Raw genomic sequence first — 24,371 nt, forward strand, 5'->3', positions numbered from 1 at the left:
CTAGGGTCGCTGTGCGGCGCATTGGCGTCGTTTGTGTGACAGGTCCATGACACCGGATTTTGGCGGGCGGGAAAAGTCGGTGCAAACCTTCACGTTGCAGCGCAAAAAAGCCGGAAATCCAAGGGATACCACTGTGTGTTGCACCGATGCCACGCGCTGAAGCTTTTTCGTTTTTGTTCTAACTTCGGCAGCCAAAGGCGCGAATCCATCATCGCCGAAAGACTGAGCGTAAGCCCTAAACGAGATTAATTTCCCGCAGGCGCTGCATCAGGAAGTCATGCGAACTTATCGCTGGCTCAGGCTTGGCACCTTCTCGCGACAAACAGCTTTCGAGCGGCTCAATCATGTAGTCGGGCCGGAAATGCAGGAAGAAAGGCATGGAATAGCGCGAACGCTGAGCGCCTGATCCCTTGGGATTGACGACGCGGTGTGTGGTCGAGCGCAAAACGCCCGCCGTCAATCGCTCCAGCATATCACCCACATTGATGACGATCGAGCCTTCCTCGGCATAAACGGGATGCCATTCGCCGGCTTTGGTGAGCAGCTCAAGGCCCGCTTCTTCCGCGCCCAGGAGCAAAGTGATGGTGTTGATATCTCCGTGAGCAGCGGCGCGGATCGCACCCTCCGGGGCGTCTGGACCAAGCGGCGGGTAATGCAACAGGCGCATCACCGAATTGCCATCCTCGACGGTGGGTGCAAAAAATTCGCGCGGCAATTCAAGATGAAGCGCAATCGCCTCAAGCACGCGCAGGCCAGTTTGTTCAAACGCGCTGTAAAGTTCGCTGAAGGTCTCTTCGAACGCAGCGATTTCCCCGGGCCAGACATTGGGCGCCATATAATGGGCCAAAGCATGCCCTTCTGGCAGCTCGCGCCCGACATGCCAGAACTCTTTAAGATCAAAGATATCTGCATCCTTGGCCTTTTCAGTGCCAAACGGAGTGTATCCGCGCGCGCCGCCGCCACCTTCGATCTGGTACGCACGCTTTACCGCATCAGGTAGGGCAAAGAAGGCTTTTGATGCGTCTTGCGCGCGTTCAATCAAGCCTTGGTCAATCCCGTGATCGCGCACGATTGCAAAACCATATTCGGCAAAGCTGTTACCCAGCGCCTCGGCGATACGTTGTGGGGGCTGAGCAAGCGAGACAGATGCGATATTGACGGCTGATTGGGTCATGAGCGTCCATTTAATATGCGCCGCGCCGCTGTGCCAGAGTGTTTGCGATCAAAACGGCAAAAACAAACTGGCGAGAGCTGCGCTCATCAAGTTGGCCAAGCTGCCCGCAGCTAATGCCTTGAGGCCAAGGCGCGCGATCACTGGCCTTTGATTGGGGGCCAGACCTCCCGCAACCGCCATTTGGATAGCGATGGACGAGAAATTGGCAAAACCGCACAGGGCAAACGTCAGAATAGATCGGCTGCGCTCGGTGAGGCCTTCGACCGCGCCAAGTTCGATAAAGGCCACAAATTCATTGAGCACAATCTTGGTGCCAAAAAGGCCGCCTGCGATTTGCGCCTGTTCCCAATCCGAAATCCCGATGAGAAACATGACAGGCGCAAAGACATAACCAAACAGTTGCTGGAACGTCATATCAGGATAGCCGAACCAGCCGCCAACCCCGCCAAGCAGCCCGTTGGCCAGCGCCACAAGAGCCACAAACACCATCACCATCGCGCCCACAGCAACCGCAAGCTTTACACCCGTTTGAGTGCCCTGTGCAGCCGCTTCGATGATATTGGCAGGCCTCTCGCCTTCTTCGAAGGTCTCCGAAACGGTAACGGTTTCAAGCTGCCTGTCATGTTCTGCTGCCTCTTCAGGGTCGTCTGGCATGATAATCTTTGCCATCAGAATGCCTCCGGGAGCAGACATAAAGGCGGCGGCAAGCAGATAGGGCACCGCTTCTTCGCCAAGAAAAGAGGCGTAAGCGGCGAGGATGGTGCCCGCAACTCCGGCCATGCCCACACACATCAAAGTGAAAAGGCGCGAGGGTGGGAGCGCTGCCAAGTAGGGACGCACAACAAGCGGGCTTTCCGATTGGCCAACGAAGATATTAGCAGCGCTGCCCAAAGCCTCGACCTTGCTGATCCCCGTAACCCAGCCGATTGCCCCGCCCAGCCAGCGCACGAGCCGCTGCATTATTCCAAGGTAATAAAGGATCGAGACAAGCGCGGCGAAGAATACAATCACGGGGAGCGCCGCGATCAGGAAGGTGTTTTGGAAAGGGTTGTCTCCCATTGGCCCGAACAAGGTTTCTATCCCGCTCACTGAATAGCCCAGAAGCGCAATCACACCATCTGACAGGAACTGGATCGTCACAACGCCAAAGTTTGTGCGCAAAACGAGGAGCGCCATGAGAGCCTGCAATGCGAAGGCTGACCCCACTACGCGCAAATTGATGCGCTTTTTGCCCGATGAGAGCAGAAAGGCGATGCCCAAGATGGCAAGGATGCCAAAGACGCTAAACAGCATCGAACTTGCAGTTTCACTCACTAAAGCACTCAGCCGCAGGTGAAGCGCGCGCCGGGTTTGACCACGCGGGCGATCCCTGCCCCCTCTTGTTGGTTTATCCGTGACAAGCGAGGTGACAGTTTGCATCCCGCTTCGCAAGAGGGCTTGCACATGCGGAGGTGTACGGGCGAGCCTCTCAAGGTTTAGGACACCGCCTCTTTTCGTCCCGCCGCTTCCCTTTCCTCAAGCCTTCGCCTAGCCCTTCGCGCATGAATGAAGCCTCGGTCTCCGCCAATCCCTCCGGTCCCTCCAGCATTTCCATGCCATTGGGTCTGTTTGTTTTCACCTTGCTCTATGGCGGGATGACAGTCCTGGCAGGGGTTCTAGCCTTTAAACAGGTGCAATTGTGGCCAACCGATTTGGCCGTAGAATCGGGAATTTTCGCGTTTCTCCTGCTAGTGGTGATCTCAAGCACGCTGTCTCAACTTTACGGGCGAGAGATGGCGACGCGAATTGTGTGGTGGGGCTTTCTTCCGCTCGCGATTGCATCGCTGCTTATGCAATTGGTTTTGAATTTGCCGGCATCCCCTGAAATGCTGGAGAACCGCGCGGATGATTTGGCCGCGTTTGAGCGTGTCCACTCAACCGTCTGGCGTGTATGGGCGGCGGGTCCTGCTGCCTATATTGTCTCGCTATTGCTCAATATCTGGATTTTTGACCGCCTTAAAGGAGCTGGCGAAGCGACCACCGCCAGCCTAATGATCAGAGGCGCAATTGCTTCGGCGCTTAGCCAGGCGCTGGACTCGGTCATTTTCATCACGCTTGCGTTCTATGGGCTATTCCCGATCACGAACCTTTTAATAGGGCAAGTGGTCGCAAAGGTTGCCCTCAGCATTGTGCTTGTGCCTTTCCTGATCACGCTTGGTGTGCAAGCTGCACGTTGGCTTGATGCGAGGAAAAGCTCGGGTTTATAAGACGCCTCGTGAAGCAGGAGCAGAGCCATTCAGGATCATGTCACCGCAGCCCTATTGCGAAATTCTTCGCGGTCCCACTCTGCATTGACGCAGATCATTCGCAAACGGTCGGCCGCTTCGGCAATATCGGAAAAGCGCAAATACAAGGGAGTGATCCCAAAACGCATAATGTTGGGCGCGCGGAAATCGCCGATCACATCGCGTGCTTTGAGCGCCTGCATCATTGCATAGGCTTGCGGGTGGGCAAACGCGACCTGACTGCCGCGCTGCTCACTTTGGGCCGGACAGATAAACTCAAACCCGAACTCGCCGCAGCGCTCTTCCATCAATGTCATGAACAGCTCAGACAGGGCGATGGATTTTTGCCGCAACGCGCCCATATCCGCCTCGAGCATAAGGTCGACGCCTTCTTCTAGCGCGCTCATTCCCAAAACCGGCGGCGTGCCGCACTGGAAACGATCAATGCCTTCCGCAGGCTCGAATTGCCCGTCAAAGTCAAATGGGCGTGCATGGCCAAACCATCCGGAGAGGACGGGGTCAGCATGGTGATGGCGCTGTGCCGCGAAGAGATACGCCGGTGCACCGGGACCACCATTCAAGAACTTGTATCCACAGCCCACCGCAAAATCAGCCTTTGCGCCGTTCAGATCGACCTCAATAGCGCCTGCCGAATGGCTGAGATCCCACACCACCATTGCGCCCTTCGCATGCGCCCGCGCGGTGACCTCGGCCATGTCGCGGATACGCGCGGTCTTGTAGTGAACCTGCGTCAAAAGAAGGACCGCTACGCTTTCATCGAGCGCGTCAAGAACGCTGTCTGGCGCAACCTCGCGGCATTCCAGATCGCCCCCAGAAAAGCGAGCAAGGCCTTGCATCATGTAATTGTCGGTGGGGAAGTTGGTGGTCTCCGTCAGAAGCACTTGGCGCCCCTTTTGCAAAGAAAGTGCCGCCGTCAGGGCTTTGAAAATATTGATCGAAGTGCTTTCGCCCGCGATCACTTCGCCCGGCTCTGCGCCCAGAAGGCGCGCAATCTTATCGCCGATCCGAGTGGGTGAATTGACCCAATCAGCACCCAGCCAGCTGGTGATGAGACCTTGCGCCCATTCCTCTGTGATAGCGCGCTGCATCCGGGCCACGGTGCGTTTGGGCAGGACGCCCAGCGAATTGCCATCAAGATAGACGAGCCCATCGCGGATCACGAATTCATCCCGGAAATGCGCCAGCGGATCAGCGGCGTCCATTTCAGCGATATGCTGAGCATTGATGCTCATGCCACAAGCTCCCGTAGGACCGCGCGCACCGGGCTCGCATCAGCGCCCTCCAGCGGGAGCGGCAATGCGATCAGCTCATATTCGCCGGGCGGCACATCATCGAGCACAAGCCCTTCCAATATCCGCATATCGCCCTTGAGAACCTCGCGGTGTGCGTCCATAGATTTGCTGTCTTGCGGATCGAGCGACGGCGTATCCACTCCCACCAATACGCAGCCATTTTCGCGCAGGCGCGCAACAACTTCGGGCGCGATAGCTTTGAAATTTTCATCCCAGCTTGCATGCGGGAAAGTTTCATAAGTTCTAAAAAGAACCCGTCTAGCGCCCTCAATACCGCCCCAATCGCAGTCAGACAGCTCGACGCGCTCGCCCGCATGGCGCACATTTATGACCAGGCAAGTTCCAATGTAAGGTTCAAGCGAGCAGCCCGCGCTGTCCGCGCCATCATTCGCGTAGTGTAATGGCGCATCGGCATGGGTTCCGGCATGCAAAGGCGCGGTCACTTGGCCGATATTAACCGGGCAATCAGGGCCCATATCCACGTTGCGCTGCACCACCAGATCGGGCTCACCTGGCCATAGAGGAGTCTTCGCTCCCAGTCTTTGCGTGATATCCCAAAGCTTACGAGCCAAGGGGACAGCCCTCTTCATCACTGATATCGTCGGCGTAATTCCCGCCCTGTTTGGGCGCGCTCATTCGCGTGCGCATGGTCCAAAGCTCTGGAAAAAAGGGCAGCTCAAGCGCCTTCACTAGATAAGTCACCCCCGAAGAACCGCCCGTCCCAATCTTATGGCCAATCACGCGGCTGACGGTCTTCATGTGCTTAAAGCGCCATTCTTGAAAATAGTATTCAACCGCTGTGACCTTCTCTGCCAGACTGTAGAGATCCCAGTGGTTTTTTGGGTCGGTGTAGATCGCCAGCCACGCATCCTCGACCTCGCTGCATGGTTCGTATTCTTGCGAATAATCACGCTCCAGCCTGTCAGACGGGATAGCAAATCCGCGCCGCGCAAGGAGCTGTAAAAGCTCATCGTAAAGCGAAGGAGCGTTCAGGACCGCCTCCAATGCCGCGCGTTTTTCCTCATCGTCATTATGGATCAGCACAAGGTCTGCGCGTTTTAGCCCAAGACAAAATTCGAGCGCGCGATATTGGTGCGATTGGAAGCCGGACGCCTTGCGAAGGAACCCGCGAAAGGTGAGAAAATCGTGCGGTGACAAAGTTGCCAGAACTTCCCATGAATGGATCATATGGCGCAGCACCGTCGCAATCCGGTCCAGCGTCTTTTCAGCCTGACCGAGCCGATCAGCCCGAATGTGCTGCATCGCCTGATCGGCCTCGTGCAAGGCAAGCTTGATCCACAGCTCCATCGTTTGATGCATGATGATGAAGAGCATTTCATCGGGCTTGTCAGAGACAGGAACCTGACTGCTCAAAAGTGTTTCGGTTTGCAGGTGCCGGGCATAGGAAAGGCCGCGGTCCCATTGGATCGTCTCGCCATCAATTTTGGCCTCAAAGGTCTCAACACCGTCAATAAACGTCTTCTTGATAGTCATTTGGCGCCGCCTTGTATCTCAAACGGACGATCGCCCGGCGCGGCTTCGCCAATGGGGATGAGGGGCAGAGCAGCGACTTCGCCATAAACCTGTTTGAGGCTGGTTGTCTCCATCTCCTCGAGTAGAGCGTCGAAGCTTTCAATTACGAAATAGGTCGGCTGAAATTCATCAAACGGCCATTGGGTTCGCATCAATCGCGGCAGATTGAAGTGGAGCCTCTTAGGTTTATCGCTGGTAAGTGCATGGAGCGTCTCGGCATAGCTCGACATAAGCCCTGCGCCATAAGCTCGAATGTCGCCACCCTCGCGGATCAGACCAAATTCGACCGTGTGCAGATAGAGCCGCCCGAGCCAGTCTGACATGCCCATCTTTTCAGCCCTTATGCCGGCTCTTCCATACGCGCTCATAAATTCGCCGAAAGTGGGATCGATGAACATCGGCATGTGACCAAAGACATCGTGAAACATATCGGGTTCGTCGCTGTAATCGAACGAGGGACCTTGGCGTAGAAAGTTGGAGACTGGAAACTTGCGCTGGCTAAGCATCTCAAAGAAAGGAGCGTTCGGGATGACGCCGGGAACCGCGACCACTTCCCAGCCTGTCACGTCGCGCAAACGCTCATTCCAGCGCTCAAATTCGGGAACGCCCAAGGTATCGAGTTCGAGCGCGCGAACCCCTTTCAGGAAGGTATCACTTGCCAGTCCCTCAAGCGCCTTGGTCTGGCGGGCTGCAAATTCGCTCCAACGGTCGTGATCGGCCTTGGTGAACTGCTCCCAATTTTGGGGCATACTCCAACCATCGCCTACACCGTTTGGCGGCGTATCAAATACATGGGTCACACCCACCAAAGCACTCCTTTTGATCGCTAGAAGGTCGAAGCCAAGCACGGCTCAACCACGTTTTGCACTATCTGACCAACACAGCAAATATAGGGCTTTGTTGCCTATGCGCCATAGACGACTGTTGGCCGCTTTTGCGCAGGCTGCGCTTTTGCGCAAACTAGAGGTCGAAGTAACTCTCGCCCAGTGCGTCAGAAACCACAGCAGTGCGCAGTTCTTCAATGCCGCCGCCTTTTTCGCTGCTGGTCAGGTGTAGCGTCGGAAAAGCGGCCGGGTGTTTGCGCGATTCGTCAGCGACTTGGTTAGCGACGCGCTCCAATTCGCTCGCTTTCACCTTGTCGGTTTTGGTGAGGACGACGCGGTAGCCTACAGCTGCCTCATCGAGCATTTTCATCATCTCGCGGTCGACATCTTTCAGCCCGTGACGGCTGTCGACCAGCACGAGATTGCGCGCCAGCACTTGGCGACCGCGAAGATAGGTTTTGACGAGGTTTTTCCAGCGCTCAACCACTTTTACAGGCGCTTTGGCAAAGCCATAGCCCGGCATATCGACGAGGCGGAAGAGAGGCGGGCCGCTGGGGTTATTGGGGTCAGCCATGCCCACCTCGAAGAAGTTCAATTCCTGTGTGCGGCCCGGCGTGACCGATGCGCGCGCGATCCTCTTGCGGCCCGTCAGAGCGTTAAGAAGCGAGCTTTTGCCCACATTGCTGCGCCCGCAAAAAGCGATCTCTGGCACGGTGGGTTCTGGCAGGAATTTGAGCTGGGGCGCGGAGAGGAGGAAATCCACCCGGCCTGAGAACAGCTTGGAAGCGCGGCGCTCACGGCGCAGCCTCTCGCGTTCTTCGAGGTCCTGTTCAGTGGGCGCGGTCATAGCCTTACGCCCCGCTCTTCTCGGCCTTCTCGCGCTCTTTGGCCTGAGCCTTCTCTGCCTTTTCCTTCGCCGCTGCCGCTTTCAACTGAGGGTGCTTGGAATAAAGATAGCTCTGCTGAGCGACTGTGAGGATGTTCGAGGTGACCCAGTACAGCAAGAGACCCGCTGCAAACGGCGCCATCACAAACATTAGCACCCAAGGCATGAGGTTGAAAATCTGCTGCTGCATCGGGTCCATGGTCGATGGGTTCAGCTTGAATGTGAGCCACATGGTGAAACCCATCAGGACAGCCAAAATACCAATCCCTAGGAAGCCGGGCACATCGTACGGCAGAAGGCCGAACAGGTTCAGGATTTTTGCCGGATCGGGCGCGGACAGATCGCTGATATAAAGGAACGGCTGATGCCGCATCTCAATCGCGAGATAGAGCACCTTATACAGCGCAAAGAAGATCGGGATCTGGATGATAAGCGGTAAGCATCCGGCAAGCGGATTGACCTTCTCTTCCTTGAAGAGCTCGGCAATTTTTGCTTGCTGCGTCTGCTTGTCGTCTTTGTACCGCTCTTGTAGCGCCTTCATCTTAGGCTGGATCGCTTTCATCGCCGCCATCGAACCGAATTGCTTTTGCGCAATCGGGAACAGCAGCCCGCGAATCAAGCATGTGAGCAGAATGATCGCGATGCCGAAATTGCCAGTGAAGCCATTAAGCACGGTAAGCAGCCACAAAAGGGGCTTTTCAAACCACTCAAACCAACCCCAACTGATTGCTTTTCCGAAATAGGTGATGCCCGTTTCCTCGTAAGCATCGAGGACTGAGCTCTCTTTGGCACCTGCGAAAAATTGCGTTTGTGCAGAAACTGTGCCGCCAGCGGGAACCGTTTCAGCATTGTAGATCACATCTGCACGGAACAGATTGTCACCAAGCGAACGCCACCCCGCAGTATCTGTTTCGCTAGCTCCCGGGACAAGAGCGCTGGCCCAATAATTGTCAGTAAAACCTAACCAAGAAGCAAAGCCCGCAGGATTATCCCGGCCCAGTTCAGCCAGGTCTTCATAAGAATTGGGGTCGTAAAGTGATCCTGCAAAGACGCCTGTTGGGCCCGCGTGCCTGATAAATTCATCGGGCGAGGCGGTCGTGCTGGTCCGTTTGATGAAAGCAAAGGGCTGCACAATGGCGGCACCTTCAGAGGTGTTTTCCACCGTCTGATCGACCGCGATCATGTAGTTTTGGTCGATGGAAAATTTGATTTTGTAGGTGATACCAGCGTCATCTGTGCGTGAGAGTGTGACGGGCGTCTCAGTTGTCAGCTTTGTGCCATCAGCCTCCCACACAGCTGTGCTCGGCATGCGTTTACCCGCAACAACAAAGCCAAACTCAGCAAAATGCTGCACCTCGGTGCGCTCTGGCGCGAGGAAGCGTACAGCGCCGCTGTCTTCCTCAATGGTTGCGTTATAATCTTTGAGGACAAGATCATCGAGACGCGCGCCTACAAGATTGATTGATCCTGCAACGCGCGGTGCATCAATCTCTACACGGGTGGGAGCGCCCAGAGCGCTTTCAAGATCAACCGGACCGAGCGGCACTTCGCTTTGTGCACTGGCGCTGGCTATTGGAGTGCTGCCGCCTGACGTCACCACGGTCGCATCACCCGATGCGTCTTCACCTGCCTCAATGACAGGCTCAGGCGGTGCGGGATAGAAATACCGCATACCGACATCCCAGCCCAGAATGAGCAAGCCTGATAAGACTACGGCGAGCAAGAGATTACGCTGATTGTCCAAGATGAAACCTTAACTTAATACCGACCGATACGTGTGTTATGTAGGTACGACACCGACATATCCAAGCGCCATTAAAACGCTGGCCCAAATGCCATTACGGCACCGGGTCATGACCATGTCCTCCCCAGGGATGGCAGCGCCCTATACGCTTTACGCCCAACCATCCACCCTTGATCGCACCATGTTTTTGGACGGCTTCGATCATATATTGGCTGCAAGACGGCGAATAGCGGCAAGTCGGGGGAATCAACAAAGAGGGCCCAAGCTGCCAGGCGCGCGCAATGCCGATGAGGATGTACTTCATTTTCCGGGCCCTATTTGCCCAGCGCGATGCCGCTTGATACGGGGTCCATCACCCTTGCCCTCTCGAGCTCGTTTGAGGGCGATAGCAAGCTCCGATGCCATTACCGAAAAATCGCGTTCCACCCCGCCGGCCCGGCCGATCAGTACATGATCGTGGTCAGCGATCCCGCGCTGGGGCAATGCCTCGCGCAAAAGCTCACGAAAGCGTCGCTTCATTCGGTTGCGCACCACTGCATTGCCGATTTTTTTGGTAACGGTAATGCCATACCGCGTCCCCTCCCCGCCATTTGGCCGGGTGAGCAGCACAAAACCGGGGCGCGCGTTTCGGAGCCCTTTATTGGCCGCAACAAAATCAGAGCGTTTGGTGAGAACCTTGGGCATATTGATTGTGCGCAATAACGCATGCGGGCCCCCAATGGGAGCCCGTTTGATCAAACCGGATAGGGACGGTCAGCCTGCCGCTTTGAGCAGCGCCCACAAAAGCGCCCACAAAGGCGCTATTGCGGTGTCAGGCCGAAAGGCTCTTACGGCCGCGGCGACGGCGCGAACGGATCACTTTGCGACCACCCGGGGTGGCTTTGCGTGCGAAGAAACCATGCCGGCGGGCACGGACAAGATTGGAAGGCTGGAAGGTCCGCTTCATTGTGTCCTCGAATAATTGCTTGGTGCCTCTGCTGCGCTCGTCAATTGTGATGAGCAAAGACCCCGGTAGGGCTGCCCGTAATCAAGCAGCTCGGTCAAGCGCGCGCAACTATGGAAATGCGCATCATGAGTCAAGCAAAGACGTTTCTGCAAACGCGATTTTGACGGGAATGTAAGGCGTAAAACGAAACCCTGGTTCAGCTGTGTTGAGGGCCAGCGTGCCCAACGACATGGCTGCAATGTGCGCCTGCGTCTCAGCGACGCTTGCATCAATGCGCTCACACAGCGCGCAAATCGCCTCAACCTCGCGGGCTGCGAGACGGTTGGAGGATATCGCTGGTGCTGGAACCCAGCCGCGCATCTCGTCTGCTTTGAGCCACAGGGCGCTTGCATGAGGAACGGAGTTGGTCATCGCATAAAAGCGGCGCGCATGGTCTTCGCTCATGCCCATTTCGACATAATAGTCGAGGTAAAGGCGATTGGCGGGATGGTCGCTTGGAAAGTCGCCTGCCTCGCGACCGTGGTTATCGAGCCACGAGTGAACCGCAAACTCAGCCCCCTGATCCATGGTGCGCGTAGCGCCAGCGAGAAACAACTCCACTGCGCCTGAGCGTACGGACCCGTTGCTTGGCACGTGGGTGGCGATACCCGCTGCGCGAATTTTGCGCCCTACCGCCAGATTGGCGATATCATTGCTGGTCCCGGGTGCCTCAACCAGATTGAGCGTTGTGATCCCGGGAAAATCGCGGAGCATCGTCTCAAAATCCCGCGGTGAGCTTGCGTTTGTTGACCCCACCATCATCGCAGTGTCCGCGCCGGTCACAAGGAACGGGCCATATTGTGCAAGAGCGGCGACAGGACCGCTGGACGGCGTGGGCTGTGCATAGCGCGCCGCGCTGCGGGTTTCGGCGACAACCGCGCCATTTCTGATTGTGGTCACAATCGTGGGGAGAGGTTCGTTTTGCCCATGCGCCTCATCATTGGCCACTTTTACCCAGCGTCCCTGATCCGGGTCCCATTCTTCGACCCAGCTTTGCGTAGTCACCGAGCGGTGACCGGCTCCGGCAAAACTAGAGTCCTGCGCAGAAAGTGGGCTGGAAAGAACAGCGAGTTGAACAAGTGCGATGAGTGCGGTAATCTTTTTCATGCCCACAGTTTTATGGCGGGACACATTCAAAATTTGCGAAAGTTTATACTTACAATCTTATTGCGTAGTCGCACCAAGCCGCTCGACAACAATGCTTTAACGGTTAAGGTCGCCCTAACGGAAGGGAAGCCGGGTGCTAAATACGTAAAGGAGCTGCGGCATGGTCGCACTCATTCGTACTGTCGCGTATCTTGGCCTTGAGGCGCGGGGGGTAGAAGTTCAATGTCAGGTTGCGCCCGGACTACCGCGTTTCTCTATCGTGGGATTACCGGATAAAGCCGTAAGCGAGAGCCGCGAGAGAGTGCAGGCCGCGCTTTCAGCAATGGGCCTCGCGCTCCCGCCTAAACGCATTACCATCAACCTATCGCCAGCAGACCTTCCCAAAGATGGGTCACATTATGATTTGCCAATCGCTCTTGCCCTTCTCGCCGCGATGGGGATCACAGATGCCGAGCAGCTTAATGATTGGGTGGCGGTCGGCGAATTGTCTTTAGATGGGCGCATCGTCGCCTCACCCGGCGTCTTGATCGCAGCGCTTTATGCAAGCGGCGAGGAAACGGGCCTGATCTGCCCTGCAAGTCAAGGATCAGAAGCCAAATGGGCTAGCGGCATTCCTGTCCTTGCGCCGCGTGATTTGGGAAGTTTGCTTGATCATCTCAAAGGTGATGCGGTTCTTGGTGAACCGGCACGCGGAGAAATCGACGACCCGCCGCATGCAACCGACCTCAAGCAGGTAAAGGGCCAAGAGACCGCCAAGCGCGCGTTAGAGATTGCAGCGGCAGGAGGGCACAATTTGCTCATGGCGGGACCGCCGGGGTCGGGCAAAAGCATGCTCGCCTCATGTCTGCCGGGAATATTGCCTGAACTTACACCTACCGAAGCGCTTGAGGTGTCGATGGTGCAATCGGTCGCTGGCACATTGGAGGCTGGCAGGATCAGCCGTGCAAGACCGTTTCGCGCGCCCCACCATTCCGCGAGCATGGCAGCACTCACTGGCGGAGGGTTAAAGGTGAAGCCGGGCGAGATTAGCCTGGCGCATCTGGGCGTGCTTTTCCTCGATGAATTGCCAGAGTTTCAGCGCCCGGTGCTCGATTCATTGCGCCAGCCGCTGGAGACGGGCCAAGTGGATGTCGCGCGGGCCAATGCGCATGTGACCTTCCCTGCAAGAGTGCAGCTCATTGCTGCCATGAACCCATGCCGCTGCGGTTATGCGGGGGATCCCGCGCAGAACTGCAACCGATATCCGCGCTGCATGGGTGACTATCAGGCCCGCCTTTCAGGACCTTTGCTCGACCGGATCGACCTCCACGTTGATGTAGCAGCTGTATCGGCGATGGACCTCACCTTGCCGCCTCCTGCTGAGGGAAGCGGAGAGGTTGCAAGCCGTGTCACAAATGCACGCAAATTAGCAGGCGGCCGAAGCGTGCGCTCAAACGCTGAACTTGAGGGAGATGCTCTGGAAACGCACGCGGCTCCTGACGAAGAGGGGCGGGCTTTACTGATGCGCGCTGCCGAAAAACTACGGCTTTCCGCGCGCGGTTACACCCGCGTGCTTAGGGTCGCCCGAACAATTGCCGATCTGGCGGGCGTAGAGAAAGTGGCCCGCCCGCATATCGCCGAAGCGCTTTCCTACCGCCAGAAAGTGCGCGCACCTTGAAAAGGCTCGGAATTCCGGCATACACGCCCATCTGATGAACGCGCTCAACCCTGAATGGCTGATCTATCCGGCCGCCGCTTTGCTGTTAATGGGCTACGCTATTCGCGATGAGCTGCGTTTGCGTCTGCTTATCGTCATTTCGACCTTTGTTTATATAGCCTACTATTTCGCGGTTCCCGCAGGCCCCTTATGGGGTGCTATTGTAACCAGCGCGATGATGCTGGGCATCAATTTCTGGGTGCTTGGCCAGATCGTTCTGGAGCGAACGACTCTTCGTATGACGGACGATGAAAAACGCCTATTTGAAGCTTTTGATACGCTGACGCCCGGCCAATTCCGGCGCATTGCCTCGATTGCCAAATGGCGCGAGGCGAGTGATTCCTCGGGCACCATCTTGACGCAGGAAGACGAGCCATCCGATGCACTTTTCTATGTCTTCGACGGGGTCATCTCGGTTGAGAAACGGGGCCGACAATTCCGCCTACCGGAAGGGAATTTCGTCGGGGAGGTCGCCTTTGTTCTAAACCGCCGAACCACCGCCACCACCGTTGCGCCCAATGGTGTTCGCTATGTTGAGTGGGATTGCGAGGCTTTGCGAAAACTGGGCAACAAATATGAGCCTTTGCGCATATCGCTCAACGCACTTTTGACCCGCGATCTAGCGAATAAACTGTCGAGCAGTTACCAACCCGGCGGTGCCCTCCCTGCGACGAAAGCTAGTATTGAATTGCTGGAGGAAGCGCAGACTTAGCCCCCGCTAAACTCGCGCAGGACGGTCAAAAATTCGCCGCCCCATGTCTCCAGCTTCTTCTCTCCCACACCGGGCAAATCGCCCATTTGTGACATCGTATGAGGCTGCTCAGAGGCCATCGCGCGCAGAACGCTATCGTGAAAGATGATGTAAGCAGGAACGCCGTGCTCCTTAGCCAGCGCGCTGCGCTTGGCACGAAGCGCATCAAACAGCGGATCGCCAACAGGATTAGGCACCGCACGAGCCGTTTCGCCCGAGCGGCCCGCCCGTTGACGTTTGACCTTTGGCGGTTCGGCGATAATCACAGCGCGCTCGCCTTTCAAAACGCCGCGCGCCTCAGGCCCGAGGGCTAGGCCGCCATGTTCGGTTGTGACGAGCATTTCGTGCGCGGTGCAATACCGCATCACGGGTTTGAGAAGCGGTGCTTCGTTTGCCGCGACGATGCCAAAAACTGTTAGCTTGTCATGCCCGCGCTGAACAATGCGGTCATCATCGCGGCCGGTCAGAACTTTCTCTACATGGCCCATGCCAAAGCTTTGCCCCGTGCGGTACACAGCAGACAGGAGCTTTTGCGCGATTTGGGTTGCATCAACAACCTCAGGGGGTTCCAAACACCGGTCGCAATTGCCGCATGGTCTGGGCAATGCGTCGCCGAAATGGGCGAGCAAGAGCGTGCGGCGGCACTGCGCGGTCTCAACCAGATTGGCCAGAGCATTGAGACGTGCGCGTTCGGCTGGCATGCGATCTTCGCTGACATCGCTTAGCCATTGCCGCGCTTTGGCAAAATCGCCTTGACCCCAAAACATATACGCCTGAGCAGGGTCGCCATCGCGCCCCGCGCGGCCCGTCTCTTGGTAATAAGCCTCAATCGACTTGGGCAATCCTGCGTGGATTACAAAGCGCACATCGGGTTTGTCGATCCCCATGCCAAAGGCGATGGTGGCGACCATGACCATGTCCTCAGACCGGACAAAATCAGCCTGCGTTGCCGCGCGCTTTTCCGGAGGGAGACCGGCATGATACGCGCGCACATCGCGGCCTGCAGCGCCCAGCTTTGCCGCCAAATCTTCGGCGCCTTTGCGGCTGGTGGTGTATACGATGCCAGCTCCGGGTGTGCTCGCAATTACATCTGCGATTTGGCGGGTCATATTGGCACGCGGGCGAATGGTGTAACGAATGTTTGGTCGGTCAAAGCCCGCTTTGATCAACCCTTCTGGCGCAATGCCAAGCTGTTTGAGAATGTCCTCGCGCGTGACCTCATCAGCGGTAGCGGTGAGGGCCAATCGGGGCACGTCGTCAAAACGATCAAGCATAGCGCGAAGAGCACGGTAGTCGGGCCGGAAATCATGCCCCCATTCCGACACACAGTGCGCTTCATCAATCGCAAACAGGCTGATTGCGGCTTCCCGAAGCAGGGCCTGAAAACCCGGTGTGTTTGCTCTTTCCGGGGCCACATACAAAAGGTCAAGTTCGCCTGAGCGCAAGGCCCTAACCGTCTCTGCCTGATCTGTATCTGCCGATGTCAAAGACGCCGCGCGAATACCGACAGAGCGCGCCGCCCGGATCTGATCATGCATTAGCGCGATAAGCGGGGACACAACTATCGCGGTTCCCTGAAGTGTCAGAGCAGGTATTTGATAGCACAGTGATTTGCCCGCGCCTGTCGGCATGAGTGCAAGCGTGTGCTCGCGGGCGAGTATGCGCGCAATGACGCTTTCCTGCATCCCGCGAAAGCCTTCGAACCCAAAGGTCCGGCGCAAAATATCATGCACTTTTTGAGGCAGGCTGTGGTGCGATACCGCAGTCTGTTCAGCAGAGGGGGAGGCGGATTGAGCGGTCAAGAAGACGTCCGATGGGAGGAGCGAGCGCTTTTAGCGAGGAGAGTTCCCCCTCGCTATGACAAGCATCGTAAGTCCGCCATCCCCCGCGTCTACGCCGTCCGCAGATTTATGGGGCAGCTCCCAAGTACATTGGCGCTCGCACCCTCTTAAACGTCCATCAGGATGTCAGCCCGCTGCTCTCTTGGCAGAGGTCAGATCAATCACATCACCCTTGTTGATCGCATCAGACGGCGATGCAGTCGAGCCATCAGCCCGTTTGCCAATATCAGCGCGGCGAATCATATTGAGCCCAAAGTGATCCAGAACCCGCCCGTCATGAGCGACAATTGACACAGGACCGATCGGCAAACGGTCAAGATCATCCACCAAAACAGGGTCTTCATGAAGCGGCTCTACGCTGTATTTCTGACCCCATTGGCGAAGCGCAATCATCGCTGGCAAAAGGTCAAAGCCCTTTTCGGTCAGACGATATTCGATCTTGCGGCGATCATCCGCGCATGGCTCGCGCTTAAGTATCCCGTGCTCAACCAGCTTAGCGAGCCGGTTGGACAGAATATTGCGGGCAATGCCCAGCTCACTTAAAAATTCTTCGAAATGGTGGAGACCATTGAAGCTCGCCCGCAAGATCATAAACGCCCATCTTTCGCCCATGACTTCCAAAGCCGTGGGTAGGCCGCATTCGATCAGCTCGCGTAAGGGTTCTCTAATTTCGCCCATAGTCAGTCCTCTTCTTGCAACCTTTCTAACCGACCTTGGCAAAATCGCCAAATTGGACGCTGCATTGATCCGATTTCCTCCCAAATCTGAGGGAATTTAGCCAACATAAAAAATTTAAGTTTTTAGTTGCAACCTGAAACCTACTTATATAGGTAGTGATTAGCAACTGGTTTCGATTCGAAACTGTGCGTTGCAGCATGATGATAATTTAGGCACCCTCTAAAGGAATATAAGATGACCATCTCTCTCCCCCGCGCCGAACGTATCGCTGTTCTCGCATCAGCCCTGGCTTACACCGCTCTCACCTTTGGTGTGGCCACAGCGCCCGCACCTGCTTTGGCTGATAACGGCCCTTATTACACAGCTCAGCTCGCGCAGCCTGCCGAAGAAAAACGGGCTGTGGCCGGCGGCGTTGCATGGGCATGCCAGGGCACGACCTGCGTCGCGAACAAAGGTTCATCGCGCGCATCACGTATTTGCCGCGGCCTCGCCCGCGAATTTGGTGAGATCAAAGGCTTCGTCGCCGATGGCGAAGCCCTTCCTGAAGACAAGCTTGCAAACTGCAACGGCAAATAGGCCGCGGCAAATTCCCCTCTCCATCAGCGGGCCGCGCCTTTCACCTCAGGTTTAAGGCGCGGTTCGCACCGGAATTGCCCGCCTCTCAACTCGGGCAAGACTTGAGCCCCTGGCAAGCGCACATCCCCAACCGCGCTTGCCAGGGTTTTTTTGAGTAATGCTGGTCAAAGAAGCTCCGACGCTGTGAGCTGTGCTTCGAGCGCGCCTGCATCTGTGAAAAGATGTGCGTCCCAACCGCGCTCTTTTGCAGCCTCAATATTGGCAAGGTTGTCATCGGTGAAAAACAGGTCAGCGCCAGGCCGACCTGCCCGTTCCTCGACAATCTCGTAAATTCGCGCTTCAGGTTTGGCGACTTTTTCGGTGCCTGAGACAATGATGTCTTCGAACAGGTCAAAGATTGGTTGGTGGGGGCGAAACTCCTGCCACAGCTCGTGCCCAAAATTTGTAAGACAAAATAGCGGGACGCCCGCATCGCTTAGCTTGTGGACCAGCTCATGCGTTCCCTCCATAGGCCCCGTGATCGTCTCAGCAAATCGCTCGCGGTAAGCGGTGATCTCGGCTCTATACTGCGGAAACTGCGCGATGCGCTCGGCCACCATTTCATCAATCGCGCGCCCGCGGTCGTGCTGAAAGTGCCACTTTTCAGAGACGACATTGGTTTGAAACCACTCAAGCTGTCTGTCGTCATCAAACAGTTTTTCAAACAACGCGCTTAAACGCCAGCCGAAGAGCACGCGTCCTACATCAAACACTGCCGCTTTTGTCACTTAATCAAATCCCGAAAACGGAGGCGGCCCGCGCTCCTTTCAAGGAGGCGGGCCGCTCAAACTTCACCGCTGCACGAGGCGCCGGACACCCGAGCGCCAGCTAAATTAACCCTGGCGTGCTTTGAACCGGCGATTGGTTTTGTTGATCACATAGGTGCGACCACGGCGCCGAATAACACGGCAATCGCGGTGACGGTTTTTCAGCGATTTAAGGCTGTTGCGGATCTTCATGGGTTTTCTTCCAAATAATAAAGCGCGCCAGAACCAGTCCGGCGCGCGGAAATTTCAAGGGCGCACATATGGGGGCTTCGCAGATTCGTCAACCAATTCCTAGCACCCCTACACTTTGCGCTACTCTCGCAAATCGGTGAGTTTGCGCTCCCAAGCCAAAGCATGAGCGATGATAGTGTCCAGATCATCATGCTGGGGCTGCCAGGGTAGGGTTTTGCGAATCAAAGCGGGGTCTGAAATGAGCTGCGCCGGATCACCTGCACGCCGTCCTTCCAAGCGCCGTTCAATCGGCGCATTGGTCACTCGGTCGACCGCATCGAGCACCTCGAGTACGGAGAACCCGCGCCCATATCCGCAATTCATGGTGAGCGAGCGTTCAGGCTCAGCCATCAGCGCCCTTAGCGCGTGGACATGCGCAGAGGCCAGATCACTAACATGGATGTAATCGCGAACGCCTGTGCCGTCGGGCGTATCGAAATCGGTCCCGAAAACGCCCACGTGGCTCCGTTTGCCAAGCGCTGCTTCCAGGGCGACCTTGATAAGATGCGTAGCGCCAGCAGTGGATTGACCGGTGCGCGCCTTAGGGTCAGCGCCGGCCACATTAAAATACCGCAGCGCGCAGAAATTGATGTCATGCGCCGCTGCAATATCGCCCAGCATTTGCTCGGTCATAAGCTTGGACCAGCCATAAGGATTGATCGGCATCTGCGGCGTATCTTCGCGCACGACCTCCACCTCTGGCACGCCGTAAGTGGCAGCGGTGGAGGAGAAGATGAAGTGCGAAACACCCGCCTTTACCGCGGCCTCTATCAGAACGCGGCTCTTGGCAGTGTTGTTGTGGTAATATTTGAGCGGGTCCTCCACGCTTTCAGGCACCACAATCGACCCTGCAAAGTGCATGATCGCACCAACACTTTGCTCTTCAAAGATGCGTGCGAGAAGCTCGGTGTCCTCAATATCGCCCTCATAAAAGGCGGCCTCTTCAGGGATCGCAAAGCGGAACCCCGTGGTCAGATTGTCGATCACCGCCACCGACCAGCCATTGTCGAGCAGGGCCAGAACCGCGTGACTGCCAATATAGCCTGCACCGCCAGTGACTAAAACGCATGGTTTGGTTATTGATGTTGCATTCATGGTCGCGCCGTTAGCAGCAAGTCTCTAAGGTGTCGTGAAGGAAATAACGAGGGAAGCGGATGATGAAAACGAAATTGTTAAGCTGGAAGGCGATCCCAGCCCTTATTTTTGGCCTTTCTCTGAGCGCCTGTGTGGGCACCGCCTATTCCGGTCCGGTTGAGGTCACCCGCTTTATCAGTGACAACCAAGCGTCTGTTGGCCAGGGGTCAATTGCGATCACTTTCCCCCAAGAGATGAGCAGTGGGCGGGCAAGAGACGCCTTTTATGATGCCGTGGCCAGCGAGCTAGCAACGCTTGGCTACACCATCGCTGGCGAAGTCCAGCCCGGTATTCAGACTGCCAGCGTCAGCACCAAGCGCAGTTCCCTTGCCCCTGCGAGTTCGCGCGGGCCAGTAAGTGTGGGCGTTGGCGGGCAAACCGGGAGTTTTGGCAGCGGTGTCGGGCTCGGCGTCGGCATCAACCTTGGTGGGAATTCAGCCAAGCCCAACGCATTGTCAGAGCTTACTGTTCGGATTTCCGATGAGAACGGCGAAAGCTCGTGGGAGGGACGGGCACAGCAAGCTGTCTCCATCAATTCGCCCTATGCCGATGTGGATGCAAGCGCCAGCGCTTTGGCGGCCGCCTTGTTTCAGGATTTCCCAGGAGGCAACGGTGAAACGGTCGAAATCGCTGTGAAAGAGCTTCAGGACCAAGAATGACCCAAATCGCCGTAGACGCCGCATTTGACAGCGGCAATATCGAAGTCCTGTCAATCGAGGGGGCGAGCGCCAAGCTTGCCATAAACAAGGACCAAAATTCCGAATTCAAGCAGTGGTTCCACTTTCGCGTAAGCGGGGCTGCGGGCGAAGAAATAAGGTTGAAAATCACTGGCCTTAATGAAAGCGCCTATCCCGCCGGATGGCCCGGATATGATGCTGTCGTTTCGGAAGACCGCGAATATTGGGCTCGCACCACCAGCAGCTTTGATAAAAGCGAAGACGGCGGCACTTTGACGATCAGTTACACGCCTGCCTCAAATATCGCCTATTTCGCCTATTTCGCGCCCTATTCGATGGAGCGGCATCACGACCTTTTGGCAGAGGCTGCTGCGTGTGAGGGTGTGGAATTGGTGCGCCTGACCACCACGCTTGATGGTCAGCCTTTAGACATGCTCCAGATGGGCGAGGGCGATAAGCAAGTGTGGCTCTATGCGCGCCAGCACCCAGGCGAAACGCAGGCCGAATGGTGGATGGAAGGGGCATTGGAATGCCTCACCGATCCGGCAGACCCGGCGGCGCGCGGGCTCCTGAAGCGGTGCCGTTTTCACATTGTGCCCAATTGCAACCCCGACGGGTCGCGGCGCGGGCATTTGCGTACCAATGCAGCAGGCACCAATCTCAACCGCGAATGGGAAACACCCAGCGCAGACAAATCACCGGAAGTCCTAGCGATCCGCAATAAGATGGACCAAACCGGGGTCGACTTTGCAATCGACGTGCACGGGGATGAGGCGATCCCAGCGGTTTTCCTCGCAGGTTTTGAGGGTATTCCGTCGTGGACTCATGAACTCGGCGAGCAATTTTACGCCTACGAACGCATCCTCGACCGGCGCACCCCCGATTTCCAGACCGAGCTTGGCTATCCCAAGGCGTGGGCGGGCAAGGCAAACCTTACGATCTCCACTAACCAAGTGGCCGAGCGTTTCGGAGCCTGCGCGATGACGCTGGAGATGCCGTATAAGGACTTGATCGACTTCCCTGAGCCTGAGCAAGGTTGGTCACCAGAACGCTGCAAGATGCTGGGGCGCGAGTGCTTGGCGGCGCTTCTGGAGTGGCTGGAGACGCAATAGTCGCTGCCCGCTGACATAAGTTTACATCCGTGAAAGCAAGTGTTCATGCCGGTTTTGTGATATGCCACGGCCACAATGCACATTCTTGCCGGAGGAATATCATGTCAGTTTCAGCCAATCGCCGTGGGTTTATCGTAGGCGCCAGCGCTCTTGGTGCAGCAACGCTTTTGTCTTCGCCTTTGCACGCGCAAGGTTTGGGTGACATCCTGAGAGGCGGCCGCAGCAGCGGCGGCGGTCTTGGACTTTCCTCCATCCTTGGCAAGGCAACCGACAATGCGCTCGACAAATTGGCCTTGCCCGGTGCCTTTTACGGCGATGAGGATGTGCGCATTGGGCTGCCCCTTATCGGCAATCTTGGAGGCAGCCGCGGCGGACTTTTGGGCACTATCCTGGGCGGCGCGAGCAAGCTCGGGGTGCTTGATGGGATTACCCGCAATATCAACGATGCCGCAGGGGTCGCCGCAGGCGAAGCCAAACCCATTTTTCGCGATGCAATAGACGACCTCTCATTCTCTGACGCGCCTGGGATTATCCGCGAAAATAATGGGGGCACGCAGTATTTGCGAAGTTCTGCCAATGACCGTCTGCACTCGCGCCTAGAACCCTTGATAGACAGCGCTCTGGAAAAGGCGGGCGTTTACAAGACCTTTGATGGCCTCGCCGATCAGCATTCTTTCATCCGCCAAGCAGGGCTGGACAGGGCAAAGATCAACCGCTCGGTCACAGATCAGGGGCTCGACGGTATTTTCTCATATATCGGCGCAGAGGAACGCGGCTTTCGCAAGGACCCTCTGAGTGGTTTGGGCGGCTTGTTAGGAAGCTAGACATACCGCCGAACCGAAGGAGAAAAGAGTTCTCCTTCTCGCAAGGGCGGCGGCAAATACGAATTAGAAAAAATCTCTGCGCTTAACTATTCACATCCTAGAAGAACTGAGGATGCGATAATGAAGACATTTTTTACCTAAATATATTCGCAATATAGCCTGCCAAGCGGATGGGACTTAATTGAGGGCAAATCGTGAAAAGATTTATTCTTGCGGTTGCCACTGGGTTAAGTATTGGGGCGCTTCCCAACTCTGCTCAGGCAATGACGAATGTACCGATTGGTGACGGACTCTGTGCAACGATCGGCGCAATCAATGGCAAGGTAGAGATCCTCGACGTTTATCCGTGTCGGCGGGCGGTATTTGACAAAGACATTTGATATCCGTCCCAAACGAAAAGATAAATTATTCAGTGCCGGATAATGATTGGGCTGGCGGCTATCAATGGGTCCAGCCCGCTTATTGCAAGTGCCCCGGGCCAAAGGCATGAGGCAAAAGCTCTGACAGCGTCATTTCGCGCGAGACTTTTGTACCGACGCAGTAAATTACCGGGTTTGTCCCGCCAAGACTCGCAATCTCATTCAGCATCTGACGGCAGCGCCCGCACGGCGTTATCGGCGAGCCATCACCCTTATCCGCTGGCCCTACCACGGCCACCGCTTGAAGCCCACCGCGCCGCCCTTCTCCCAACGCGCGCGCGACCGCCACGGTCTCCGCGCACAAGGTCAGGCCATAGCTGGCGTTTTCGACATTGCTCCCCGTGATGATCGCGCCGTCGCCGAAGAGAAGCGCAGCGCCCACCTGATAGTCGGAATAGGCCGCATAGGCATTAGTGGCGGCTTCATGCGCAGCCTCAATCAAACGGGCTTTATCAATTGTAGCCTCGTCGCTCATCGTTGCACCACCATCCATTCAATCGGCGACTCAGAGGCCTCGCTCACATAGCGGCTGTTGGCGCTCCACAAAAGCCATGGGCGAGTGGCATAATCGGGCCGCGCGCGATCGCTTGCAAGCCATAGGTCGCGCTCAATCATGCGTGATATATCGTGGCGCAGTTCAAAATCGCGGCCAAGCCTTAGGATCACAGGCTTGCCTGCATGCATCTCGATTTGATTGACGAGAGTCATGAGCTCGCTCTCAACCGCTGCATCGCTCACCGCAGGCGTGCAAGCATTTCCCAAGCGCTCGAGCGCAATGGCAGGCCGCAAAAGTGATCCATCGCGCGGCACCATTCGGGTGAAATGCGCACTTTGTTCATCAGCGCGAAGGCATGGATCAAACGGAGCAGAGACGCCGATCTTGAGGTCGGCGGCTCGCGCATCCTCCAAGCGTTTGCCAAATCCGGGATCAGGCGTCACCCGGGCCTCACCCAGCTCAAGATAGACAAAATCAGCGCCCGTTGCCGCCAAGGTTTCAAACCGTGTTTCAGGCGCGCGCGCGGCGATGACCGCGCCTTGTTCCGGGTAAAGCGCGTCCTCTGGCCGCCAACTGCGCATGTCCCACCAGAACCACGCCGCAAAGCTGACAGCGATAAGCACAACAACAGCCGAGCCCCGAAAAATCCAAAGGCCCCTTCCTGTCTTTTTCCTGCGTCCCCGTGCCAAATTGTCAGCCCTTGATATGAAGCACGCAAATCAGCGTGAAGAGCCGCCGCGCGGTTGCAAAATCGGTTTCCACCTTGCCCTCCAGCCGCTCTACCAGAAGTTCCGCTGCGTTATTGTGAAGACCGCGCCGAGCCATGTCGATAGTCTCGATTTCCGCAGGAGTAGCCTTGCGAATTGCCTGATAATAGCTGTCACATATTGCGAAATACTCGCGGATCGGACGGCGAAACCGGGCAAGACCAATCAACAAGGTCTCAAGAACCGCCTCATCCTTGTCAGCGATTTCCATCGCCAAGCGCCCGTCTTGGACCGCGAGTTTCAACCGGTAAGGCCCCTTGGCCCCGCGCTGCGCACTGCGCACAGGTTTGAACGTGTTTTCCTCGATTAAATCATAAATTGCCACGCGCCGTTCCTGCTCGACATCGGCGTTACGCCACAGGATCGTCTCTTCATCAAGAGCGATGTGGGCGATGCGATATGTGCCCGGGCTATGCGTGCCGGGGGCATGATTCGCTGAATCGGGTGGCGTGCCTGACATAATGAATCGAGCCTTCGCAGATGCAGGGGCCACACTTCAAGCACAAGTCACTCCAATCCCCGCTATTCACAGC

General features: G+C 56.5%; 27 protein-coding genes. 7 read left to right on the forward strand and 20 right to left on the reverse strand.

The features are described from left to right. Nucleotides 1-235: 235 nt before the first annotated feature. Together AC0V60_RS11505 and AC0V60_RS11510 are read right to left on the reverse strand one after the other, a co-directional pair. On the reverse strand, nucleotides 236-1,174 hold the full coding sequence (locus AC0V60_RS11505; RefSeq protein WP_486178598.1) for an isopenicillin N synthase family dioxygenase: 939 nt from the start codon (nucleotides 1,172-1,174) through the stop codon (nucleotides 236-238). A 48-nt stretch (nucleotides 1,175-1,222) separates the two neighbouring features. Beyond that, entirely contained in the window at nucleotides 1,223-2,467 is a 1,245-nt protein-coding gene (locus tag AC0V60_RS11510) for a NupC/NupG family nucleoside CNT transporter (RefSeq protein ID WP_486179488.1), read from the reverse strand. 248 nt (nucleotides 2,468-2,715) lie between these two features. Between AC0V60_RS11510 and AC0V60_RS11515 the strand changes: the two genes are divergently transcribed. Next, the gene (locus tag AC0V60_RS11515) at nucleotides 2,716-3,420 is read left to right on the forward strand and encodes a queuosine precursor transporter (RefSeq protein ID WP_486178599.1); all 705 of its coding nucleotides are present in this window, start codon (nucleotides 2,716-2,718) and stop codon (nucleotides 3,418-3,420) included. A 35-nt stretch (nucleotides 3,421-3,455) separates the two neighbouring features. Here AC0V60_RS11515 and kynU read toward each other — a convergent pair whose 3' ends face one another. The 10 genes from kynU to AC0V60_RS11565 form a co-directional block, all read right to left on the reverse strand. Next, on the reverse strand, nucleotides 3,456-4,691 hold the full coding sequence (gene kynU, locus AC0V60_RS11520; protein WP_486178600.1) for a kynureninase: 1,236 nt from the start codon (nucleotides 4,689-4,691) through the stop codon (nucleotides 3,456-3,458). Further along, nucleotides 4,688-5,323, reverse strand: a complete 636-nt coding sequence (gene kynB, locus AC0V60_RS11525) for an arylformamidase (protein WP_486178601.1) — start codon at nucleotides 5,321-5,323, stop codon at nucleotides 4,688-4,690. The genes kynU and kynB overlap by 4 nt, the downstream gene beginning before the upstream one ends. After that, nucleotides 5,313-6,245: a tryptophan 2,3-dioxygenase gene (locus tag AC0V60_RS11530; protein WP_486178602.1), complete on the reverse strand. Its 933-nt coding sequence runs from the start codon at nucleotides 6,243-6,245 to the stop codon at nucleotides 5,313-5,315. Before AC0V60_RS11530 ends, kynB begins: the two co-directional genes overlap by 11 nt. Next, entirely contained in the window at nucleotides 6,242-7,084 is an 843-nt protein-coding gene (gene phhA / locus AC0V60_RS11535) for a phenylalanine 4-monooxygenase (protein ID WP_486178603.1), read from the reverse strand. Before phhA ends, AC0V60_RS11530 begins: the two co-directional genes overlap by 4 nt. Before the next feature lie 160 nt (nucleotides 7,085-7,244). Then, nucleotides 7,245-7,955, reverse strand: a complete 711-nt coding sequence (gene yihA, locus AC0V60_RS11540) for a ribosome biogenesis GTP-binding protein YihA/YsxC (protein ID WP_486178604.1) — start codon at nucleotides 7,953-7,955, stop codon at nucleotides 7,245-7,247. Nucleotides 7,956-7,959: 4 nt separating this feature from the next. Next, nucleotides 7,960-9,738 carry a membrane protein insertase YidC gene (gene yidC, locus AC0V60_RS11545; protein ID WP_486178605.1) on the reverse strand — a complete coding sequence of 593 codons (1,779 nt, stop codon included), beginning with the start codon at nucleotides 9,736-9,738 and terminating at the stop codon, nucleotides 7,960-7,962. A 94-nt stretch (nucleotides 9,739-9,832) separates the two neighbouring features. Next, a complete protein-coding gene (gene yidD, locus AC0V60_RS11550) occupies nucleotides 9,833-10,042 on the reverse strand; it encodes a membrane protein insertion efficiency factor YidD (RefSeq protein WP_486178606.1) in 210 nt (69 codons plus the stop codon). Then, nucleotides 10,039-10,422, reverse strand: a complete 384-nt coding sequence (gene rnpA / locus AC0V60_RS11555; RefSeq protein WP_486178607.1) for a ribonuclease P protein component — start codon at nucleotides 10,420-10,422, stop codon at nucleotides 10,039-10,041. Before rnpA ends, yidD begins: the two co-directional genes overlap by 4 nt. A gap of 127 nt (nucleotides 10,423-10,549) precedes the next feature. Continuing rightward, a complete protein-coding gene (rpmH, locus tag AC0V60_RS11560) occupies nucleotides 10,550-10,684 on the reverse strand; it encodes a 50S ribosomal protein L34 (RefSeq protein WP_486156876.1) in 135 nt (44 codons plus the stop codon). Between the two features lie 123 nt (nucleotides 10,685-10,807). After that, nucleotides 10,808-11,830 (reverse strand): hypothetical protein, encoded by a 1,023-nt coding sequence (locus AC0V60_RS11565; RefSeq protein WP_486178608.1) that lies wholly within the window; start codon nucleotides 11,828-11,830, stop codon nucleotides 10,808-10,810. A 160-nt stretch (nucleotides 11,831-11,990) separates the two neighbouring features. Here AC0V60_RS11565 and AC0V60_RS11570 point away from each other — a divergent pair, with 160 nt between their 5' ends. Both AC0V60_RS11570 and AC0V60_RS11575 read left to right on the forward strand, forming a co-directional pair. Beyond that, a complete protein-coding gene (locus tag AC0V60_RS11570) occupies nucleotides 11,991-13,487 on the forward strand; it encodes a YifB family Mg chelatase-like AAA ATPase (RefSeq protein ID WP_486178609.1) in 1,497 nt (498 codons plus the stop codon). 34 nt (nucleotides 13,488-13,521) lie between these two features. After that, nucleotides 13,522-14,238 (forward strand): cyclic nucleotide-binding domain-containing protein, encoded by a 717-nt coding sequence (locus AC0V60_RS11575; RefSeq protein WP_486178610.1) that lies wholly within the window; start codon nucleotides 13,522-13,524, stop codon nucleotides 14,236-14,238. On the opposite strand, the gene recQ is transcribed toward AC0V60_RS11575, so the two are convergent. Beyond that, on the reverse strand, nucleotides 14,235-16,022 hold the full coding sequence (gene recQ / locus AC0V60_RS11580) for a DNA helicase RecQ (RefSeq protein ID WP_486179489.1): 1,788 nt from the start codon (nucleotides 16,020-16,022) through the stop codon (nucleotides 14,235-14,237). The two genes, AC0V60_RS11575 and recQ, sit on opposite strands and share 4 nt — an antisense overlap. Nucleotides 16,023-16,244: 222 nt before the next feature. Then, on the reverse strand, nucleotides 16,245-16,796 hold the full coding sequence (locus AC0V60_RS11585; RefSeq protein ID WP_486178611.1) for a winged helix-turn-helix transcriptional regulator: 552 nt from the start codon (nucleotides 16,794-16,796) through the stop codon (nucleotides 16,245-16,247). Between the two features lie 234 nt (nucleotides 16,797-17,030). On the opposite strand from AC0V60_RS11585, the gene AC0V60_RS11590 reads away from it, so the two are divergent. Continuing rightward, nucleotides 17,031-17,372 carry a DUF8200 family protein gene (locus AC0V60_RS11590; protein ID WP_486178612.1) on the forward strand — a complete coding sequence of 114 codons (342 nt, stop codon included), beginning with the start codon at nucleotides 17,031-17,033 and terminating at the stop codon, nucleotides 17,370-17,372. A 164-nt stretch (nucleotides 17,373-17,536) separates the two neighbouring features. Here AC0V60_RS11590 and AC0V60_RS11595 read toward each other — a convergent pair whose 3' ends face one another. The 3 genes from AC0V60_RS11595 to galE form a co-directional block, all read right to left on the reverse strand. Further along, nucleotides 17,537-18,139 carry an HAD-IA family hydrolase gene (locus AC0V60_RS11595; protein WP_486178613.1) on the reverse strand — a complete coding sequence of 201 codons (603 nt, stop codon included), beginning with the start codon at nucleotides 18,137-18,139 and terminating at the stop codon, nucleotides 17,537-17,539. A 105-nt stretch (nucleotides 18,140-18,244) separates the two neighbouring features. Beyond that, nucleotides 18,245-18,370, reverse strand: a complete 126-nt coding sequence (ykgO, locus tag AC0V60_RS11600; protein ID WP_007165381.1) for a type B 50S ribosomal protein L36 — start codon at nucleotides 18,368-18,370, stop codon at nucleotides 18,245-18,247. 120 nt (nucleotides 18,371-18,490) lie between these two features. Further along, nucleotides 18,491-19,504 carry a UDP-glucose 4-epimerase GalE gene (gene galE / locus AC0V60_RS11605; RefSeq protein WP_486178614.1) on the reverse strand — a complete coding sequence of 338 codons (1,014 nt, stop codon included), beginning with the start codon at nucleotides 19,502-19,504 and terminating at the stop codon, nucleotides 18,491-18,493. Between the two features lie 59 nt (nucleotides 19,505-19,563). Between galE and AC0V60_RS11610 the strand changes: the two genes are divergently transcribed. The 3 genes from AC0V60_RS11610 (at nucleotide 19,564) to AC0V60_RS11620 (ending at nucleotide 22,156) form a co-directional block, all read left to right on the forward strand. Continuing rightward, the gene (locus tag AC0V60_RS11610; protein ID WP_486178615.1) at nucleotides 19,564-20,202 is read left to right on the forward strand and encodes a hypothetical protein; all 639 of its coding nucleotides are present in this window, start codon (nucleotides 19,564-19,566) and stop codon (nucleotides 20,200-20,202) included. Beyond that, nucleotides 20,199-21,332: a M14 family metallopeptidase gene (locus tag AC0V60_RS11615; RefSeq protein ID WP_486178616.1), complete on the forward strand. Its 1,134-nt coding sequence runs from the start codon at nucleotides 20,199-20,201 to the stop codon at nucleotides 21,330-21,332. Before AC0V60_RS11610 ends, AC0V60_RS11615 begins: the two co-directional genes overlap by 4 nt. A gap of 101 nt (nucleotides 21,333-21,433) precedes the next feature. Beyond that, nucleotides 21,434-22,156 carry a DUF4197 domain-containing protein gene (locus tag AC0V60_RS11620; RefSeq protein ID WP_486178617.1) on the forward strand — a complete coding sequence of 241 codons (723 nt, stop codon included), beginning with the start codon at nucleotides 21,434-21,436 and terminating at the stop codon, nucleotides 22,154-22,156. 459 nt (nucleotides 22,157-22,615) lie between these two features. On the opposite strand, the gene AC0V60_RS11625 is transcribed toward AC0V60_RS11620, so the two are convergent. The 3 genes from AC0V60_RS11625 to AC0V60_RS11635 all read right to left on the reverse strand — a co-directional run bounded on the left by AC0V60_RS11625 (nucleotide 22,616) and on the right by AC0V60_RS11635 (nucleotide 24,298). Further along, nucleotides 22,616-23,050 (reverse strand): cytidine deaminase, encoded by a 435-nt coding sequence (locus AC0V60_RS11625; RefSeq protein ID WP_486178618.1) that lies wholly within the window; start codon nucleotides 23,048-23,050, stop codon nucleotides 22,616-22,618. Beyond that, the gene (locus AC0V60_RS11630; protein ID WP_486178619.1) at nucleotides 23,047-23,694 is read right to left on the reverse strand and encodes a glycoside hydrolase family 25 protein; all 648 of its coding nucleotides are present in this window, start codon (nucleotides 23,692-23,694) and stop codon (nucleotides 23,047-23,049) included. The genes AC0V60_RS11625 and AC0V60_RS11630 overlap by 4 nt, the downstream gene beginning before the upstream one ends. A gap of 70 nt (nucleotides 23,695-23,764) precedes the next feature. Further along, entirely contained in the window at nucleotides 23,765-24,298 is a 534-nt protein-coding gene (locus tag AC0V60_RS11635) for a UPF0262 family protein (protein ID WP_486178620.1), read from the reverse strand. Nucleotides 24,299-24,371: the final 73 nt, after the last annotated feature.

This window comes from Erythrobacter sp. S259 (assembly GCF_057364965.1).

Bases quoted from the DNA above. Each gene is read 5' to 3' on its own strand.
- AC0V60_RS11505 (WP_486178598.1), bottom strand. From the start codon at position 1,174: ATGACCCAATCAGCCGTCAATATCGCATCTGTCTCGCTTGCTCAGCCC.
- AC0V60_RS11615 (WP_486178616.1), top strand. From the start codon at position 20,199: ATGACCCAAATCGCCGTAGACGCCGCATTTGACAGCGGCAATATCGAA.
- AC0V60_RS11635 (WP_486178620.1), bottom strand. From the start codon at position 24,298: ATGTCAGGCACGCCACCCGATTCAGCGAATCATGCCCCCGGCACGCAT.
- AC0V60_RS11510 (WP_486179488.1), bottom strand. From the start codon at position 2,467: ATGCTGTTTAGCGTCTTTGGCATCCTTGCCATCTTGGGCATCGCCTTT.
- AC0V60_RS11565 (WP_486178608.1), bottom strand. From the start codon at position 11,830: ATGAAAAAGATTACCGCACTCATCGCACTTGTTCAACTCGCTGTTCTT.
- yidD (WP_486178606.1), bottom strand. From the start codon at position 10,042: ATGAAGTACATCCTCATCGGCATTGCGCGCGCCTGGCAGCTTGGGCCC.
- AC0V60_RS11590 (WP_486178612.1), top strand. From the start codon at position 17,031: ATGACCATCTCTCTCCCCCGCGCCGAACGTATCGCTGTTCTCGCATCA.
- AC0V60_RS11625 (WP_486178618.1), bottom strand. From the start codon at position 23,050: ATGAGCGACGAGGCTACAATTGATAAAGCCCGTTTGATTGAGGCTGCG.
- yihA (WP_486178604.1), bottom strand. From the start codon at position 7,955: ATGACCGCGCCCACTGAACAGGACCTCGAAGAACGCGAGAGGCTGCGC.
- AC0V60_RS11585 (WP_486178611.1), bottom strand. From the start codon at position 16,796: ATGGGCGAAATTAGAGAACCCTTACGCGAGCTGATCGAATGCGGCCTA.
- ykgO (WP_007165381.1), bottom strand. From the start codon at position 18,370: ATGAAGATCCGCAACAGCCTTAAATCGCTGAAAAACCGTCACCGCGAT.
- AC0V60_RS11610 (WP_486178615.1), top strand. From the start codon at position 19,564: ATGATGAAAACGAAATTGTTAAGCTGGAAGGCGATCCCAGCCCTTATT.
- galE (WP_486178614.1), bottom strand. From the start codon at position 19,504: ATGAATGCAACATCAATAACCAAACCATGCGTTTTAGTCACTGGCGGT.
- AC0V60_RS11620 (WP_486178617.1), top strand. From the start codon at position 21,434: ATGTCAGTTTCAGCCAATCGCCGTGGGTTTATCGTAGGCGCCAGCGCT.
- rpmH (WP_486156876.1), bottom strand. From the start codon at position 10,684: ATGAAGCGGACCTTCCAGCCTTCCAATCTTGTCCGTGCCCGCCGGCAT.
- AC0V60_RS11570 (WP_486178609.1), top strand. From the start codon at position 11,991: ATGGTCGCACTCATTCGTACTGTCGCGTATCTTGGCCTTGAGGCGCGG.
- kynU (WP_486178600.1), bottom strand. From the start codon at position 4,691: ATGAGCATCAATGCTCAGCATATCGCTGAAATGGACGCCGCTGATCCG.
- rnpA (WP_486178607.1), bottom strand. From the start codon at position 10,422: ATGCCCAAGGTTCTCACCAAACGCTCTGATTTTGTTGCGGCCAATAAA.
- AC0V60_RS11530 (WP_486178602.1), bottom strand. From the start codon at position 6,245: ATGACTATCAAGAAGACGTTTATTGACGGTGTTGAGACCTTTGAGGCC.
- AC0V60_RS11515 (WP_486178599.1), top strand. From the start codon at position 2,716: ATGAATGAAGCCTCGGTCTCCGCCAATCCCTCCGGTCCCTCCAGCATT.
- AC0V60_RS11575 (WP_486178610.1), top strand. From the start codon at position 13,522: ATGAACGCGCTCAACCCTGAATGGCTGATCTATCCGGCCGCCGCTTTG.